Source organism: Thiocystis violascens DSM 198 (assembly GCF_000227745.2).
In the GTDB taxonomy this organism is placed as follows: domain Bacteria; phylum Pseudomonadota; class Gammaproteobacteria; order Chromatiales; family Chromatiaceae; genus Chromatium; species Chromatium violascens.
The window spans coordinates 3,407,514-3,424,094 of sequence record NC_018012.1 but is presented as its reverse complement, the minus strand read 5'-3'; the positions used below and the strand labels follow the sequence as shown (position 1 = coordinate 3,424,094).

Sequence of the window (16,581 nt, the reverse complement as noted above, 5' to 3'; positions counted from 1 at the left end):
CAGAGTCGTCTCAACGACCCGAATGACTGAACAGTTCCTCGATTGATTGGAGTCTTACATGCATCGTGTCACCATCGTCGGTTCGGGCTTTGCCGCCCTGACCGCCATCCAAACCCTTCGCCAGACCAAAGCCGATCTCGATATTACCGTGGTCAGTTCCAAGTCTGAGTTCGTCTACTACCCCGGTCTGATCTGGGTTCCCTGCGGACTGCGCACGGGCGATGACCTGCGCATCGACCTGAAACGCTTTTTCGAGCGGATGAAGGTCCGGCATCTGCCCGCCGAGGCGACTGGTTTGAGCAAGGATGGGCGCATTCTGGAGACGACCGGCGGGCCAATCGAGAATGACGGTCTCATCATCGCCAGCGGCGGACGTTTCATCAAGAAATTGCCGGGTATCGAACACGCCATCACGCCCTGCGAGGGCATCGCCGCCGCCGAGGCCATCCGTGATCGCGTCCGCGCCATGGACGGTGGGCACATCGCCATGGGTTTCGCGAGCAACCCGAACGAACAAAGTTCGATGCGTGGGGGGCCTATCTTCGAGTTTCTGTTCGGAATGGACAACCAACTCCGCACGGAAAAACGGCGCGACAAATTCACCCTGACCTTCTTCACGCCCGCCGAACGCCCCGGTAACCGGCTCGGACCCAAGGCGGTCGACGGTCTTCTAGCCGAGATGAAGCGGCGCGACATCGCGACCCATTTGGGGCACAAGCTCAAGGGCTTTTCGACCAGCAAGGTGACGACCGAGGGCGGGGAGTTCGACGCCGATCTGATTCTCTTCATGCCAGGGATGACCGGTAACGCCTGGTTCGACAACACCGAACTGCCGCGATCGCCGGGCGGTTTGCTGCAGGGGGATGCGCAGTGCCGAGTGCCCGGCCTGGAGCGGGTTTACGTGGCGGGCGATTCGGGCAGTTTTCCGGGACCGGACTGGATGCCCAAGCAGGCGCACATGGCGGATCTTCAGGCGCGCGCCGCAGCGCGCAATCTGGCCGCCGAGTTCGCGGGACGCGAACCCCGCGAGACCTTTAAGGTGGAACTCATTTGTATCGTCGATACCAACGACAGCGGCATGCTGGTGGCGCGCACCGAAAACTATAATTTGGTGCTGCCCTCGATGCGCGTCTTCCATTGGCTGAAGCGCTTTTTCGAGTGGTTGTATCTGCGGCGTTTCCGCTAGGGCATGCTGTCGAGTTCGGCGCCTTCCTTCTTGACCGGCATCAGATCGCCCCGGTTGAGACCGAGCCAGATCACGATCGCGGTCGCGATATAGATGGTCGAATAGGTGCCGACCAGGATGCCGATGATCAGCGCCAGCGAGAAGCCGCCGATAACCTCGCCACCGAACAGATAGAGGGCGAACAGCACCAGCAGGGTGGTGCCCGAGGTGACGATGGTGCGCGAGAGGGTCTGGTTGATCGAGACGTTCGTGATCTCGATCACCGTCCCCTTGCGCATCCGGCGGAAGTTCTCGCGGATGCGGTCGAAGATGACGATGGTGTCGTTCAGCGAATAGCCGATCACCGCCAGCACCGCCGCCAGCACCGTGAGATCGAAGGGAATCTGGAAGATCGAGAACATCCCGACGGTAAAAATGACGTCATGGATGAGTGCGGCGACCGCCCCGACCGCGAAACGCCACTCGAAGCGCAGCGCGACATAGATCAGGATGCCGATCAGCGAGAAGAGCACCGCCAGTCCGCCCTGTTCGCGCAGATCCTCGCCGACCTGAGGTCCGACGAATTCGACCCGGCGCAGCTCGACTTTCCCCTCGGACGCCTGACTCAGCGCGCGGTAGACCCGCTCGCTGAGTTCCGCGCTCGCCGCCTCGCCCGCCAGCGGGGCCAGACGGATGAGCACGTCCGTCCGCGAGCCGAAGTGCTGAACCGTAGCGCCGGTGAAGCCAGCACCCTCCATCGCGGCGCTGACCGCGCTGAGTTCGGTTGGATTCTGATAGCCGACCTCGATCACGGTGCCGCCGGTGAAATCCAGTCCGAAGTCGAAGCCGCGCACCAGCATCGACAGCAGACAGATGATCAGCACCACCCCGGACAGGATCGCCGCAGTGTAGCGCTTCCCGATGAAATCGATGTTCAGCTCATTGATCGTGCGTTTTTTGTTCATGTCGATGCCCCTCAGAGACCCAGTTTATTCAGACGCCGCCCGCCGTAGATCAGATTGATCAGGGCGCGGGATCCAAGGATGGCGGTAAACATGGACGAGAGGATACCGATGAAGAGCGTCACCGCGAACCCCTTGACCGGACCGGTGCCGAAGCTGAACAGCACCACGGCGGCGATCAGGGTCGTGACGTTGGAGTCGACGATGGTCGAGAGCGCCTTGTCATAACCGGCATGGATGCTGGCTTGGGGCGAGTTGCCGTTACGGATCTCTTCGCGGATACGCTCGAAGATCAGCACATTGGCGTCCACCGCCATACCGACCGTGAGCACGATGCCGGCAATGCCCGGCAGGGTCAGCGTGGCCTGTAACATGGAGAGGATGGCCACGATCATCACCAGATTGACGACCAGCACTAGATTGGCCACCATCCCGAAGGCTCGGTAATAGAGCCCCATGAAGATCACCACAAGCGCCAGTCCGATCAGCACCGACCGAACCCCCTGATCGATGTTGTCCTGACCCAGGCTGGGACCGATGGTGCGTTCCTCGACAATCTGGATCGGCGCCGCCAGCGCGCCCGAGCGCAGCAGCAGGGCGGTATCGTGGGCCTCGGCGCTGCTGTCGAGCCCGGTGGTCTGGAAGCGTCGGCCGAAGGGTTCGCGGATACTGGCGACGCTGATGACTTCCTCGACCTTGCGCGTTGTCTTGACCGGCTCGCCGTTGACCAGTTCGGTGGTGGTGCGGTTCTCGATGAAGACGACCGCCATTGGTTTGCCGACGTTTTCGGTGGTGACGTCGCGCATCCGTCGCGCGCCTTGGCCATCAAGGTTCACAAAGACGGCCGGGGTACCGCTCTGACCGTCGAATCCGGCCGAGGCGTCGGTGATCTGATCGCCAGTCACGATCACCCGGCGTTTGAGCAGAATCGGTCTGCCGTCGCGCTCGTAATAGAGCTTGCTGCCGACCGGAACCCGTCCCGCCACGGCATCGGCGACACTGCCCTCGGTGTCTACCAGACGGTATTCCAGGGTCGCGGTGGCGCCGAGCAGTTCTTTCAGACGACCGGGATCCTGCGCGCCCGGCAGTTGCACCACAATCCGCCGCTCGCCCTGTCGGGCGATGCTGGGCTCCGCCACTCCAAGCGCGTTAACGCGATTGCGCAGGGTCGTGATGTTCTGCTCCAGCGCGAAATCCTTGATCTTCTGCTGCTCGACCTCCGGCAGGCTGGCCTCGACCAGATAGCGATCTTCATCCTGACTGCTCTGAACGGTCAGATCCCGGAACTCGCGGCTCAGCACCTTCTCGCCGGCATCGCGGGTCTCGGCGTCGTTGAATTTCACCAGGATGCGCCCGCCCTCGCGGGTGGCGGTGACATAACGGATCTTTTTGTCGCGCAACTGAGTCCGCAGATCACCGAGATAGCGCTCCAGCGTCTGATCCAGGGCGGCATCCATGTCCACGTCGATGACGACATGGATACCGCCGCGCAGATCCAGGCCCAGCGACATGGGGTTGAGACCGACCGCGCGCATCCAACCGGGCAGATCGGCCGACTGCGTCAACGCCGTGCGGTACTTCGTGGAGAGCGAACGCTCGATCGCCTCCTGTCCACGTAACTGCTCGCCGGGCGCGGCGAAGCGGACCAGCAGTTTTCCGCCCTCGCGTGTTTCGATGCCCTTGACGGGGACGCCGGCATTCTCAAGCGCGGCGCGGACCTCGCCGACACTGGCCTCGGTGACCTCGGCGCCGCGGGCGGCGGTGATTTCGATCGATGGATCCTGAGAGTAAAGGTTCGGCCAGGCCAGTAGCAGGCTGGCCAGAATCACGCCCAGGATCAGCAGATTCTTCCACAGGGGATATCGGTTCATTGCAGTTTTGATCTCTACATCGCTGGTCGCAACGGCGCGCGGGGCAGGTGCGAGGGGAGACGCCGGTCGCGCCGTCGGCAAGTGACGTCCGCGACCAAATCCGCACGAAAAGACCCGGCCGCTCGCGCGTCCGCGTCCTCTCGGTCCGGATGCAGTGGGAAGTTTAGAGTTCCTTCAGCGTGCCCTTCGGCAGCACGGATTCGATGGTCGCCCGGCGCACCTTGACCTGGACGCCATCGGCGATCTCGACCAGGATGAAGTTTTCGCCGATCTCGTTAATCCGGCCGGCGATGCCGCCGACGGTGATGACCTCGTCGCCCTTCGCCAGTGCCGCGACCATCTTCTGATGTTCTTTCTGACGCTTGGCCTGAGGACGAATCAGGAGAAAGTAAAAGACCACCGCAAACAACACCAGCGGCAGCAGCGCGATGAACGAATCGCCGGCGGAGGCGGCGGCGACCTCGCCCTGGGCGAGCGCGTCGGAGATAAAGAAGCTCATAGTCGACTCCCGATCGGTACGCGGATCCGCAAGCGGGATCCAGTGACGTGAAGCGGCCCGTGTCGGTCAATCCCGAGACGGCCAAGGAAATGCTGGCGGCGGATTATCGCACAGCGGCGAATAAGATACAGCGGGCAGGATCGCCGGAAACTCAATCCGTGGACTGATCGCCGGCTACCCTGCCTGCGCGACGAACCGACGGCAACTCTCGATCAGATCCGGACCATGTGCATGCAGATCGCCACCGATCAGCAGGATACAGTCGCGGCCATAGAAGTCGGACAATTCCGCGACCCGATCCAACCGCATGCCGCCGCCCGGAACGGGAAAGATCGTTCGCAGCTCGCCCATGGGGCGGGTCGCCCCCGCGACCAGATCGCGGCATTCCGCTTGAGTGAAGGAAAAACGCCCGCCCCAGCTCGGAAAGATGGTCGCGTCGGCGCCCGCCAGCCGGTTGAGCTGGCCGAAGAGCACGCCGTGCGAAAGGCCCGCGTCGGGATGCACGCAAAACGTCCCCTGAAAGGCCGGATGGCTGAGGATGGGCAAGGCGAGTGCATCGTCATCGGCCAGCGCGCGCATGGCGTCGAATCCGGCGAGTCCGGGGCAGAACAGCAAACCGCCCGCGCCGGCATCTTTCGCAAGCCGCGCGCGACTCGCGATCTCCCCCGCCGGAGCCGTGACGTTGGGCAGATAAAGACAGCGCTGGCCGGTCTCGCGATTGGCGCGCTCGACCGCCTCGGCGCAGCGTCGAACGCGCTCCTCGTAGCGGCAGAAGGTCTGATCGCTGAGTCCGTGATCGTCCTTGATCAGATGGATGCCGCCCAGCGCCAGTCGATAGGCCAGATCCGCCAGCGCCACGGGCGAGAGCCCCATCGGTTTGATGGCGGTGCAGAGCAATGGCCGGTCATGGACATCGACCAGCGCCCGCAGCCCGGCCTGCCCGAAACGCGGACCGCGATACTGGCGTGCCAGCGACTCGGGCAGCTCGAAGCCGACCAGTCGCACGCCCGGCTTGATGCTGATATTGCCGAAGAGCACGTTGATGAGCTGGGTCAGCTCGCGCCCGGCCGCCTCGACCGGATAGCCGATCCGTGCCTCGAAACGCGCCTCGCCGACCGCTTGCAGCGACAGCACCTGGCCGACGATCTGATCGCGGATCGACGCATCCGTGACCAATGCCTCGGGAAATTCGATGGTCTGCTCCACGCAGATGTCGCGGGCGCGCGCCTCGGCCTCGGCTGGCTTGCAGACGATATGGTAGACGGCGGTGAAACGCTCGCCGCTCAACGAGAGTGTCCTGTTCTGCGTCATTCGGCATCCCGTGCGGCAGGCGCCTCATCCCACTGGATCGCCACCTCGGGCAGGATGCCAACATTCGTCGTCCCGGTGAGTTCCTGAACGTCCGGCTTGCCATAAACGCCCTGTTCGAGACGATAGATCATCAGGAGGCGCTCTTCGGGATGGACCAGCCAATATTCGCGCACCCCGGCGGCCTCATAGATCCGTCGCTTGGCGATGCGCTGATGATTGATGCTCGGTGCCGGGGCCATGGCATAGGCCATGCCCTCGATCAGTTCGTCGCGCCGCTCGTTCGGCCAGGTCCGGTAATCGGCATAGGTCGATAATTCGGGCTGAGTCTGTGTTTGTACCATGCGGAAACCCCTCATCGGTCTCGGTCCTCGTCAGTATAGCCCGCCGTCCGGCTCGCCCTGGCGGAGAGGAGCCGACGGCAGGTCGGCGATCCCAGGGGCGCCCCTCACAAATCCTCGGTTTTTTCCAACGGGCGCATGGTGTCCAGACGAACGTCGGCCAGCGCCGCCTCGCTCAGACCGAGCCGCTCGCCGCTCAAGGTCTCGACCGCCCGCACCAGGGCCATGGCGTCCAGGTCGTATTCGCGCATCAGATACTGGCGGCTCGCGCCGTGCGCATAGGTGTCGCGCAGCCCGATGCGAATCAGGCGTTTGCCCAACCCCTGTTCGGCCATCAGCTCGGCGACGGCGGAACCCAATCCGCCGACGATGCCATGATTTTCCATTGTCACGACGCCGAGTCTGGCGCCGTCGATCACCCCAATCACCCGAGGATCGGCAAAGGGCTTGAGGGTCGAGACATGCAGATGGGCGATGGAAAACCCCCGTTCGCGCAGCACTTGAGTCGCGCGCATCGCCTCCTCGGTACAGATGCCGCTGGACAACACCGCCAGATCGCTGCCCTCGCTCAACACGCGCGCCCGTCCGAGCGCGATGGGCTCGGCGGGATCGAACAGCCGTGGCACCTCGCCCCGCAGCATGCGGACATAGACCGGACCCGCGACCGCCTGGGCGACATCCAGCACCGATTCCACATCGGTCGCGTCGCCGCATTCCAGCACGGTCAGGTTGGGCAGCAGACGCATCAGGGCAATGTCGTCGATGGCCTGATGGGTCACGCCGCCGGCGGTCGTGATGCCGGGCAGGAAGCCGATCAGACGCACCGGCAGATTCGGATAGGCGATCGACATGGCGACCTGATCGAAGGGCCGCCGACAGATAAAGACCGCGAAGGTGTGAACGAAGGGCGTGAAGCCCTCGCGCGCCAGACCGGCGGCGAAGCCCATCATGTTCTGCTCCGCCATGCCCATCGAGAAAAAGCGATCGGGATAGGCATCGCGGAAGCCGTCGGCCTCGCAGGAGGAGGTGAGATCCGCCGAGAGCACCAAGACCTCGGGACGGTCTTTGGCCCAGCGGATCAAATTGCCGTGGTGGGGCCTTTGAGTCGTCTCCATCACTTCGCCGCCTCGCGCAGATCGGCCAGTAGGGCCTGATAAGTATTGAATTCCTGGCCGTTTTTGAAGCGCACATAGTGCAGCTTGGGCGCGCGCTCGCGCAGCCGTTCGAGGCCGCGACAGGGATCGGTGCGGGCGATGACCACCAGCGGGCGCTCGCGCGGCGCGGTCGACTCGGCGGGCGCGGCCAGCGCGTCGGGATCGTGCCCGTCCACCTCATGCACCTCCGCGCCGAAGGCCCGCAGTCGCTCGGCCAGCGGCTCGACGGTCATGACCGACGCCATGGGGCCGTCGCACTGCTGAGCGTTGGCATCGACATAGACGCCGAGATTGCCGATCCGATGATGCGCCAGCGCGGCGAACGCCTCCCAGGTCTGGCCCTCCTGAAACTCGCCATCGGACATGAAGACCCAGACCCGCCCGGTCTCGCCGCGCAGCCGGCGCGCCAGCGCGATGCCGCCGGCCTGGCTGATCGCCTGCGCCAGCGAGCCGGCGGTGACCTCGTGCCCCGGCGAATGCTCGGCGCCGATCAGCTCGACGGTGCTGCCGTCCTGGTTGAACTCGTCCAGCGCGTCCGGCCCGAGCCGTCCCAGTTCGATCAGCAGCGAATAGAGCACCAGCGCATAGTGGACCGGCGAGAAGATGAAGCGGTCCAGCTCCGGCGCCCTGGGTCCGTTATAGTCGGCACCCGTGAAGGCGCGCGGATTGGTCGCGGACGGAACGCCGGCGAAAGGACGCGGTACCCGCGGCGCGGCGCTCGGACCGAGCCGCATCACCCGCAGATAGAGCGTCGCCAGGATCTCCGCCGAGGAGCACGCCTGACTCAGATAGCCGCCGTTGTTGGTCAGCGTATGCTCCAACACGCGCCGACGGATCGCGTCGGCGACCTGTCGCACCGGGTCGCGCGTAGGCGCTTCATTGAGTTGCAGGGAGGCTTGTGGCATGGGTCGCATCTCGGTCGGAAGGATCTCGGAGTTTACGTTGTCATCATTCAAAGATATTCATCTCAACCTTCGGCGTCGCCAGAATCTTCTGCATGCCCAGCCGCTTTTTCACATTGATCAGGATCGGTCCACCAAGATTGGCATTGAGCCCTGGTTGCCCGTCCTGGGCGTCGGTGTCCCGCTTCCAAAGCATCAGGAACACCGCCACGTCATCCGAGGATTCGGCCTGGAGCAGGGTCTGTTCCTCGTCGGTCAGATCAAGCACGTAATTCAGGCCATACAGCGTTGGATCCACCAGCGTGAAGGTGACCTCCGGACAGTCGCGGGACTCCATCCAATAGACCCGTCCGGACTCGGTATCCGAGTGGAACAAGGAATAGCTGGTCTGGCTCTCGAAACCAGGGATCCCTTTCGGGAAAACCAAAAGATTTGACGCAGCGGCGGTCGTGTCGGTCATGATTCAATCCTCAGTCTGGTGAGCACGGAAAACCGCGACTGAAAATCGCATGGAAATGATTCAGGGGCAAGCGTTCCGAGCGTCGCGAACATTCGGGATGCTTGCTCGCATGGCGAGACACTGCCCCTACGGCCGCGCCACCCATCCACTTTGCCGCTCCCATCTCGCCGCGTCGCCAGTCCACTGGAAACCGGCGATCCATTCACGGGCCAGGTTTTGAACCTCGCTCAAGCACCTGCACCGGAATTCGCATGACCAATCGTGACAACGCCTTATGGCAACAGTACTGGCGCGACCGCCGAACCGACTTTCACCAGAAAACGGTCAACCCGTTCCTGATCCGTTTCTGGCCCGGTCTCGGCCTGGCGCCGGGAAGTCGCGTGCTGGTTCCGCTCTGCGGCAAGAGTCTGGACATGCTCTGGCTCATCGAGCAGGGCTATCGCGTCCTCGGCATCGAACTGAGCCCACTCGCGGTTCGGGCCTTCTTTCGCGAACATCAGATGCAGCCCACGCGACGGAACGAGGGGCCGCTCACCCGCTGGGGACATGGGAATCTCGGTCTTCTCTGTGGAGACTTCTTCGCGATGACGGAGGCGGATCTGGGACCGATCGACGCCATCTATGACCATACCGCCTTCACCGCGCTACCGGAGGACATCCGCCGCCGTTACGTCGCCCATCTGAATGCCATCACCCCGGCGGCCCGCAAACTCCTGCTGCTGACCGCCGAGGACGCGGAGGAAGGCCAATCGCCCGCCCAGGCTTCCGCCGCCGCGCCAGAAATCGCCGCCCTCTACGGCGAGCGTTTCGAGATCGAACTGAGCCACGTCGAGCGCGTGATCGAGGACGCCGCGCAAGCGCCCGACGCGCCCCCGGAGTGCGTCTACTACAAGGTCTATCGACTCAGTCAGCGGGACGAATGTCAGAAGGCGCTGGCGTAGGATGGGTAGAGCGCAGCGAAACCCATCATTTCTCTACGCACCGCTAGAGGGTTACGACGGCATTTCCTCGCTGGAGCGTGGGAACAAACCAAACCAAGCTAAATCCTAACGATGGGGCGTCGAACCAAGAGTGCAGCGAGTCGAGCCGATTGACAACCATGCGGCACAATACGCCAGCATTATTTTCTTGCGTCGGCTGTCAGTTTGGCTAGATCATGAGTTTTTTGGATTCGGTTTTTAATTCTACTTTGTTAGCTTGACATAAGCTTATGATTTTCAAATATTATTTTCAGGGAAAATTTTATTTGGAAATGGCAGATCATGGCTAACGCGATTGGTAGCGAAACCGATGCGATGTTAAAAAACATGGTTGGTAACCTCTCCGCTCATCTGGAGGATTATCACGAATTTTTTCAAAACGAAACAGCTGATGGTCATGAACTGAGTCGAGCTTACATCATGGGTCTTCTCAAAACTGAAGCCGGAAAACGGAATCTCGAACGCATCAACGAAGAAATTGATGTGTCCGGTGGTGATGGTTATCAACGGATCCAACAGTTCATCACAGATTCACCGTGGTCGGCGGGAAACCTCATCGGTGCGATCGCCCAAGACACCTCAAGTCTGTATGCGAATCAGCCGAATTATCGCGGTCGGGATGTCGGCTACATCATTGATGAGTCAGCGCATCTCAAGAAAGGCAAGTATTCCGTTGGCGTCGCGCGGCAATATGCCGGTGTCATTGGTAAGGTTGAGAATTGCCAGGTAGGCGTTTATGCCAGCTTAGTTTGGGAATCACAGAGCACGTTAATTAATGAGCGGTTGTTCCTTCCAACGTCCTGGACCGCTGATTTAAAGCGATGTGACCAAGCGGGTATTCCTGAAGAGGCACGTCAGTTTAAAACGAAGATCGAACTCGCACTGGAGATGATTCAATCCGATCTGGCGGCGGGCGTAGACATTGGTTGGGTGGGCGGTGATGGCCTGTACGGACACGGGTTAGAGCTTGGTGTTTCTTTAGATAACATAGGGTTAAATTTTCTGCTTGATGTTCATTGCGATCAGATGATCTATCCCCTCAAACCCATTCTATCGGTTCCGGAATCCGCTGGGCGAGGACGAAAGCCAACCAAACTTCAAGCTGATCGCGACCCCACGCAAGTGAGATGGTATGCCGACCATCTTTATCCTTTCCAATGGCGCACGATGGCCGTTCGCAATGGGGCCAAAGGGCCGATCACGCTGTCCGTTCATACCGCTCCCGTGTGGGTTTGGGATGGCAAGTCGGAGCGCGTGACCGAGCGGGTATTGGTCATCAGCCGAAATCACGCGGACAACAAGATCAAATACTCACTCAGTAATGTCGATTATCGGAGCACCCCGATCGAAAGGCTGGCTTACATGCAAGCACAGCGCTATTGGGTTGAACGGGCATTTCAAGAAGCCAAAAGCGAATTAGGAATGTCAGATTATCAAGTCAGAAAATGGAATGCCTGGCACCACCATATGGCGCTGGTGATGTTGTCGCTGTCCTTTATTGTTAAAGAGCGTCTTTTGCACAAAACCGATTATCCATTGGTGAGTTGCCGTGATCTTCGGCTTCTCATCATCGCTTTACTACTCAACGATCCGGATGCGGTCGAAAAAAGAATCCAGCAAATGCGGGTCAGGCATGAGCAAAGGCGCAAGGATATCGAGCGTTATTACAAGCTGACCGCGACGGGATAGTCAATGCGTTTGAATTAAAGTAACAAAGTAGAATTAATATTGTGAAGTTTTTCTTCAACGTATTTGTCGGAGAATAGAGTATTTCCGCGCACCACCCAAAAATATACAGCTAGTGCGTTTGTGAATTCTTCAATATTATCCACGCCGAAGGAGTATTCTTTCTGGGTCAGATCTTTATGCTTTGGAGCCGAAAAAAAGAAATATACTCTCTGGGCTTCATGGCTGTACTCGACACTTAAGTCGCATGAAAAACTTTTTTCTTGATCAGCGGAGTAGTTGATCTCGGAGTCAGCAGCATACATAAACATCGCCGCATCTAATACGGAAATGAACGCATAAACAAGTTCAAAATATAGCTCTATCTCTGGCAAGTCTGGAATCACATATTCGTGTTCGACTTTATTCCTTATGTTATTTAATTTTTCTAGCGATCTGGATTTGTATATTTCTATTTTTGATACAAAGTCAAGCTTCTTATCAAAGCTAAGACTTCTTTTTTTTGCGAGTGATGCGAGGCCAAGTGTATGGAGAAATATATCCATCGCACATTCCATTACTCTTTTGAGGTTTGAAACGCAGTTGATTTTATCCTCTGGCGATTCTTTTCCTAAACTCGACTCTGCAAATTTCAGGTAGTCTTGGGGGAAAAGGTCGAAAGAAGGAAAATCAAGAGACACTCCCGATCCTCCTACAGGATGTGCTTGCGGTAGTGTTGTAATTAATTCTTCAATTATAGCGCGTAGCGAAGACATTATTTGATGCTCTGAAATGTCATGTCAGATTGTGTGCCTGGCAACCTGATCAATTTTGACAAAATAAGACTGTTTGTCTTTCCTCCCTCTAGCTTCCACGCTCCGGCGTGGAAGTACGTGATGACGCTCCCGCATACGTCACCTACGCACCCGCTAGAGCGGTGCAAGGGAATTCCCGCGCTGAAGCGTGGGAACAAGCAAGCAAATGCCGTCTAACCCACTTTATCGCATACCGCAGGTGTCGCACGCTTGCTCACTGAAAGAACGTCAATGCCAATCAGATGATCATCCAAGTCATAATCAGCGATGATTCCCGGCTTGATCTTCTTGGGCATCGCTTAACATCTCGAAATAAGCGGCATCCGCCGCTGCGTCGAACCCGAATTTCATAGCGGGTCAGGACGCAGCCCATTCAGCGCCTATTGACACGCCTCGCAGTCAGGATCAAGGATCGAACACGCACTCGGCGCAGCCATTCCATTCCCCTTCCCGCTCACCTTCCCGTCCTCCATCGAAAGGTAATTCCCTCCAACCGCGCTGAGTTTATTCGCCCGACCAGTCTCGGCCATCGTGGATTTCTCGACATGGGTCGCGCCCATGGACCGCAGGTAATAGGTCGTCTTCAACCCCCGCACCCAGGCCAGCTTATAAAGATTGTCGAGCTTTTTGCCATTGGGTTCGCGCAGATAGAGATTGAGACTCTGCGCCTGGTCGAGCCATTTCTGACGGCGGCTGCCGGCCTCGATCAGCCAGCGGGCGTCGACCTCGAAGGCGGTGGCATAGAGCTGTTTGAGTTCATCCGGAATGCGCTCGATCTGCTGTACCGAGCCGTCGAAATATTTGAGGTCGTTGACCATGACCGAGTCCCAGAGTCCGCGTTCCTTGAGATCGTCGACCAGATAAGGATTGACGACGGTGAACTCGCCAGACAGGTTGGATTTGACGAAGAGGTTCTGGTACGTCGGCTCGATCGATTGGCTGACGCCGACGATGTTGCTGATGGTGGCGGTGGGGGCGATGGCCATGCAGTTGGAATTGCGCATGCCGACGGTCTTGACCCGCTCGCGCAGGCTGTCCCAGTCGAGCGTTTGGCTTGAGTCCATCTGGAGATAGCCGCCGCGTCCTTCCTCCAGGAGTCGGATGCTGTCGATGGGCAGGATGCCCTGGCTCCAGAGCGAGCCATCGAAGCTCTGATAACGCCCGCGCTCGGCGGCCAGTTCGCTGCTGGCTTGAATGGCGTAATAGCTCAGGTACTCCATGCTCTGATCGGCGAACTGCACGGCCTCGGGGCTGGCGTAGGGGATGCGGACTTTGTAGAGGGCATCCTGGAAGCCCATGATGCCAAGGCCCACCGGGCGGTGACGCAGATTGGATTTGCGCGCCTGGGGGACATTGTAAAAGTTGTAATCGATGACGTTGTCCAGCATGCGCATGGCTGTGCGGACGGTCTTCCGCAACCGCTGGGTGTCGAGCCCCTTCTCGGTGACGTGGGCGGCTAGGTTGATCGAGCCCAGGTTGCAGACAGCGATTTCCGAGTCATTGTTATGCAAGGTAATTTCAGTGCATAAATTAGAGCTGTGCACCGCCCCGACATGCTGATTGGTATAGCGCAGATTGCAGGGATCCTTGAAGGCAATCCAAGGATGGCCGGTCTCGAACAGCATGGCCAGCATCTTGCGCCAGAGATCGACCGCCTTGAGTCGCTTGCTGACCCGCATCTCGCCACGCTCGGCGCGTGCCTCGTAGGCGAGATACGCCTGCTCGAAGGCTTGACCGGTGAGGTCGTGCAGGTCCGGGGTCTCGTCGGGCGAGAAGAGCGTCCAGGGCTGATCCTCGGCGACACGCTTCATGAAGAGGTCCGGCACCCAGTTGGCGGTGTTCATGTCGTGCGTGCGCCGGCGGTCGTCGCCGGTGTTCTTGCGTAGATCCAGGAATTCCTCGATGTCGATGTGCCAGGTTTCGAGGTAGGCGCAGACCGCTCCTTTTCTTTTTCCTCCATTCGATACGGCGAAGGACGCCGTGTTGTAGCTATGATCGCCTTCGACTTTCAGGTCGAATACAAAAGGCACCGGATCGATTGGATTGATTTTTGTTATACGAGTAAATAGTGCACCGTTCCACTCAAACCAAAAGCACCTGGAGGCAACCTTGTAGTCGAAATACTCGGCAAAATCCGGCACACTGGGGATACGTAAATCATAGCTACGGGTGGTTCCTGAAAACTCGAGTATCGAGCCATCGACACGGCGTGCTAAATGGGCGTTATCACGCTCACGAAAACTGGCTGAAGAAGGTATTCCAAGCCGAAGAAGCAGGTAGCGCAATCCTTCGATTAAAAAATAAGAAGTATTGCAAAAATTGAGAAGTAATCCTCCAGAGACGCTCCCATCCGTCTCCAACAACCCACGAATCAATGCCTTGGTTTGTGATCTTGGGAGATGCAGAAAATGGGCAGCAATATGTTTCTCGTGTCGATCATTATAGAAATCACTTTTTTTGAATGGCAAAGCCGACCCGGTACCACCAACGAAGCGGCCTGTCGTCGCATCACGTAGTAAACCTTTTCCAAGAGACCATTTGATCTGTTGGTAAGAACTATTACGTTGTGAAATCCAATAGTGAATGCCTTTTTGATGAAGGTATTGCTCAACGAATTCCAAGAATCCATCCTTTGCTGGATTTCCAGACACACCCCACTCGGCATCTCCGTTTGTGATATGCCCATCACCCAGCATGATTCCATAGAATCGGGCATCGTCATCGGAAAAGCCAGGCACTGGAACGACCTCTTGCGGAATCGTTTGTGCGACATAATCTCCGGCTTTTAGGCTTCCTGCCTCATGATAAGCAACTTGAAGGTCACCTATCTGGAGCAGCTCGACGATCTTTTTTGGTGTGTGATAATGACGCTTTATGGAGACAGACCAAACCGGATGGCCTGCCGTGATTCGTATGGGGTTTGCCGCGTGCCTAACGGAAATTTCAACCATTGGATCACGCTGATTGTAAGTCATGTGCTTTAGCACTTCGCGATAACGGCCTTCTTTTCCTAATACTAAATCGCCGATCTTGATGTCTTTGATCGCCTTTGGCCCATTGCCAGTCCATATCAAAGTCTCGGGTGCAAGACATTGATTTACGGCAACTGCCGTATCATTCGCCACCTTCAAAAACGGCACCACCCCCTGACTCTTCCCGTTCGTCCCCTTGATATGCGCTCCCATGCCGCGCACGCGGGTCCAGTCATTCCCCAGACCGCCAGCGAATTTGGACAGCAGCGCATTGTCCTTGATGGCGCTATAAATGCCATCCAGATCGTCCGGAACCGTGGTCAGGAAGCAGGAACTGAGCTGCGGACGCAGGGTGCCGGAATTGAACAGGGTCGGGGTCGAACACATGAAATCGAAGCTGGACAGCAGATCGTAAAACTCGATCGCGCGCTCTTCGCGGTCGATTTCGTTGATGGCGAGCCCCATGGCGACGCGCATGAAAAACGCCTGCGGCAGCTCGAAACGGATGCCATTGGCGGTATGGATAAAATAACGGTCGTAGAGCGTCTGCAACCCGAGATAGTTGAACTGAAGATCGCGCTCGGGCCGGAGCGCGGCGCCGAGCCGCTTGAGATCGAATCGCCCAAGCTGATGGTCGAGGTGTTCGAGGTCGCCGGCACGCTTGATGTAGGCGGCGAAATAGTCGCTGTAGCGCTCGGCCAGATCGGCCTGGGTCTCGACGCCGTCGGCGAGCCCGAGAAAGCCGAGCGCCTCGCGGCGCAGCAGATCGAGCAGCAGCCGGGCGGCGACCTGGCTGTATTGCGGTTCTTGTTCGATCAGGGTGCGGGCGGACATCACCAGCGCCTGACCCACATCGGCCTCGCGCACGCCGTCGAATAGGTTGCGCAGCGTATCGGCCAGAATGGCGTGGAGGTCGACGGCGTCCAGATCGCGACAGGCTTCGTCGACCAGCCGGGTCATGCGCGCGACATCCAGCGGACGGGTCGAGCCGTCCGCCAGGGTGACGTTGAGCGGCTGGGTCTTGCGAATTTCGGTGCTGGCGGCGGCTTTCTCGGCGCGCTCGCGGGCGCGCGCCTCGCGGTAGAGCACATAGTCGCGCGCGACCTTGTGTTCGCCGGCACGCATCAGCGCCAATTCCACCTGATCCTGGATATCCTCGATATGGACGCTGCCGCCGCCGGGCAGGCGCCGGGTGAGCGCGGCAGTCACCTGTTCAACGAGTTCGCGCACCCGGTCATGGACGCGGCTGGAGGTTGCCGCCGAACCGCCTTCGACCGCGAGGAAAGCCTTGGTCATGGCGACCATGATCTTGCTGGGGTCGAACTGGGTGACCTGGCCGTTGCGCCGGATCACCTGCACCTTGCCGGGAACGTGGGCATCGCTCTCGTCGACAACGGGCTCGGGGCGGGTGTCCTGGGCGGGGATCGGATGCAAATGCGACGGGCGGTTGGCGGACATGGCTCCTCCGGTAAACTGGTTCTGGTATG

At 59.1% G+C, this 16,581-nt stretch carries 14 protein-coding genes; 3 read left to right on the top strand and 11 right to left on the bottom strand.

Annotation, left to right across the window (positions count from 1 at the left end; all coding sequences use genetic code 11):
- The first annotated feature begins 58 nt into the window (after window positions 1-58).
- Window positions 59-1,186, top strand: coding sequence for an NAD(P)/FAD-dependent oxidoreductase (locus THIVI_RS15160; RefSeq protein WP_014779419.1), 1,128 nt, complete (start codon window positions 59-61; stop codon window positions 1,184-1,186).
- Here the strand turns inward: THIVI_RS15160 and secF are convergent.
- From secF to fliW, 8 genes are all read right to left on the bottom strand, one after another.
- A complete protein-coding gene (gene secF, locus THIVI_RS15155) occupies window positions 1,183-2,130 on the bottom strand; it encodes a protein translocase subunit SecF (protein WP_014779418.1) in 948 nt (315 codons plus the stop codon). The two genes, THIVI_RS15160 and secF, sit on opposite strands and share 4 nt — an antisense overlap.
- An 11-nt stretch (window positions 2,131-2,141) precedes the next feature.
- A complete protein-coding gene (secD, locus tag THIVI_RS15150) occupies window positions 2,142-3,998 on the bottom strand; it encodes a protein translocase subunit SecD (RefSeq protein ID WP_014779417.1) in 1,857 nt (618 codons plus the stop codon).
- Window positions 3,999-4,161: 163 nt separating this feature from the next.
- A complete protein-coding gene (gene yajC / locus THIVI_RS15145; RefSeq protein WP_014779416.1) occupies window positions 4,162-4,497 on the bottom strand; it encodes a preprotein translocase subunit YajC in 336 nt (111 codons plus the stop codon).
- 174 nt (window positions 4,498-4,671) lie between these two features.
- Entirely contained in the window at window positions 4,672-5,808 is a 1,137-nt protein-coding gene (locus THIVI_RS15140) for a RuBisCO large subunit C-terminal-like domain-containing protein (protein ID WP_014779415.1), read from the bottom strand.
- Window positions 5,805-6,149, bottom strand: coding sequence for a Uma2 family endonuclease (locus THIVI_RS15135; RefSeq protein WP_052315045.1), 345 nt, complete (start codon window positions 6,147-6,149; stop codon window positions 5,805-5,807). Before THIVI_RS15135 ends, THIVI_RS15140 begins: the two co-directional genes overlap by 4 nt.
- A gap of 104 nt (window positions 6,150-6,253) precedes the next feature.
- Window positions 6,254-7,261: a transketolase family protein gene (locus THIVI_RS15130; protein WP_014779413.1), complete on the bottom strand. Its 1,008-nt coding sequence runs from the start codon at window positions 7,259-7,261 to the stop codon at window positions 6,254-6,256.
- Window positions 7,261-8,205, bottom strand: coding sequence for a transketolase (locus tag THIVI_RS15125; RefSeq protein WP_014779412.1), 945 nt, complete (start codon window positions 8,203-8,205; stop codon window positions 7,261-7,263). The genes THIVI_RS15130 and THIVI_RS15125 overlap by 1 nt, the downstream gene beginning before the upstream one ends.
- A gap of 43 nt (window positions 8,206-8,248) precedes the next feature.
- On the bottom strand, window positions 8,249-8,662 hold the full coding sequence (fliW, locus tag THIVI_RS15120; RefSeq protein ID WP_014779411.1) for a flagellar assembly protein FliW: 414 nt from the start codon (window positions 8,660-8,662) through the stop codon (window positions 8,249-8,251).
- A 251-nt stretch (window positions 8,663-8,913) separates the two neighbouring features.
- Here fliW and THIVI_RS15115 point away from each other — a divergent pair, with 251 nt between their 5' ends.
- On the top strand, window positions 8,914-9,603 hold the full coding sequence (locus THIVI_RS15115; RefSeq protein WP_014779410.1) for a thiopurine S-methyltransferase: 690 nt from the start codon (window positions 8,914-8,916) through the stop codon (window positions 9,601-9,603).
- A 321-nt stretch (window positions 9,604-9,924) separates the two neighbouring features.
- Window positions 9,925-11,331: an IS701 family transposase gene (locus THIVI_RS22905; protein WP_014776674.1), complete on the top strand. Its 1,407-nt coding sequence runs from the start codon at window positions 9,925-9,927 to the stop codon at window positions 11,329-11,331.
- Between the two features lie 14 nt (window positions 11,332-11,345).
- Here the strand turns inward: THIVI_RS22905 and THIVI_RS24785 are convergent, their stop codons facing one another.
- The 3 genes from THIVI_RS24785 to THIVI_RS15100 form a co-directional block, all read right to left on the bottom strand.
- Window positions 11,346-12,083 carry a hypothetical protein gene (locus tag THIVI_RS24785; RefSeq protein WP_014779409.1) on the bottom strand — a complete coding sequence of 246 codons (738 nt, stop codon included), beginning with the start codon at window positions 12,081-12,083 and terminating at the stop codon, window positions 11,346-11,348.
- Between the two features lie 212 nt (window positions 12,084-12,295).
- The gene (locus THIVI_RS23860; RefSeq protein WP_245537280.1) at window positions 12,296-12,418 is read right to left on the bottom strand and encodes a DUF2283 domain-containing protein; all 123 of its coding nucleotides are present in this window, start codon (window positions 12,416-12,418) and stop codon (window positions 12,296-12,298) included.
- Between the two features lie 84 nt (window positions 12,419-12,502).
- Window positions 12,503-16,552 (bottom strand): ribonucleoside-diphosphate reductase subunit alpha, encoded by a 4,050-nt coding sequence (locus THIVI_RS15100; RefSeq protein ID WP_014779408.1) that lies wholly within the window; start codon window positions 16,550-16,552, stop codon window positions 12,503-12,505.
- Between the last annotated feature and the right edge of the window lie 29 nt (window positions 16,553-16,581).

Excerpts from the sequence above, each read along its gene's own strand:
- THIVI_RS15160 (WP_014779419.1), top strand. The coding sequence starts at position 59 with ATGCATCGTGTCACCATCGTCGGTTCGGGCTTTGCCGCCCTGACCGCC.
- secF (WP_014779418.1), bottom strand. The coding sequence starts at position 2,130 with ATGAACAAAAAACGCACGATCAATGAGCTGAACATCGATTTCATCGGG.
- secD (WP_014779417.1), bottom strand. The coding sequence starts at position 3,998 with ATGAACCGATATCCCCTGTGGAAGAATCTGCTGATCCTGGGCGTGATT.
- yajC (WP_014779416.1), bottom strand. The coding sequence starts at position 4,497 with ATGAGCTTCTTTATCTCCGACGCGCTCGCCCAGGGCGAGGTCGCCGCC.
- THIVI_RS15140 (WP_014779415.1), bottom strand. The coding sequence starts at position 5,808 with ATGACGCAGAACAGGACACTCTCGTTGAGCGGCGAGCGTTTCACCGCC.
- THIVI_RS15135 (WP_052315045.1), bottom strand. The coding sequence starts at position 6,149 with ATGGTACAAACACAGACTCAGCCCGAATTATCGACCTATGCCGATTAC.
- THIVI_RS15130 (WP_014779413.1), bottom strand. The coding sequence starts at position 7,261 with ATGGAGACGACTCAAAGGCCCCACCACGGCAATTTGATCCGCTGGGCC.
- THIVI_RS15125 (WP_014779412.1), bottom strand. The coding sequence starts at position 8,205 with ATGCCACAAGCCTCCCTGCAACTCAATGAAGCGCCTACGCGCGACCCG.
- fliW (WP_014779411.1), bottom strand. The coding sequence starts at position 8,662 with ATGACCGACACGACCGCCGCTGCGTCAAATCTTTTGGTTTTCCCGAAA.
- THIVI_RS15115 (WP_014779410.1), top strand. The coding sequence starts at position 8,914 with ATGACCAATCGTGACAACGCCTTATGGCAACAGTACTGGCGCGACCGC.
- THIVI_RS22905 (WP_014776674.1), top strand. The coding sequence starts at position 9,925 with ATGGCTAACGCGATTGGTAGCGAAACCGATGCGATGTTAAAAAACATG.
- THIVI_RS24785 (WP_014779409.1), bottom strand. The coding sequence starts at position 12,083 with ATGTCTTCGCTACGCGCTATAATTGAAGAATTAATTACAACACTACCG.
- THIVI_RS23860 (WP_245537280.1), bottom strand. The coding sequence starts at position 12,418 with ATGCCCAAGAAGATCAAGCCGGGAATCATCGCTGATTATGACTTGGAT.
- THIVI_RS15100 (WP_014779408.1), bottom strand. The coding sequence starts at position 16,552 with ATGTCCGCCAACCGCCCGTCGCATTTGCATCCGATCCCCGCCCAGGAC.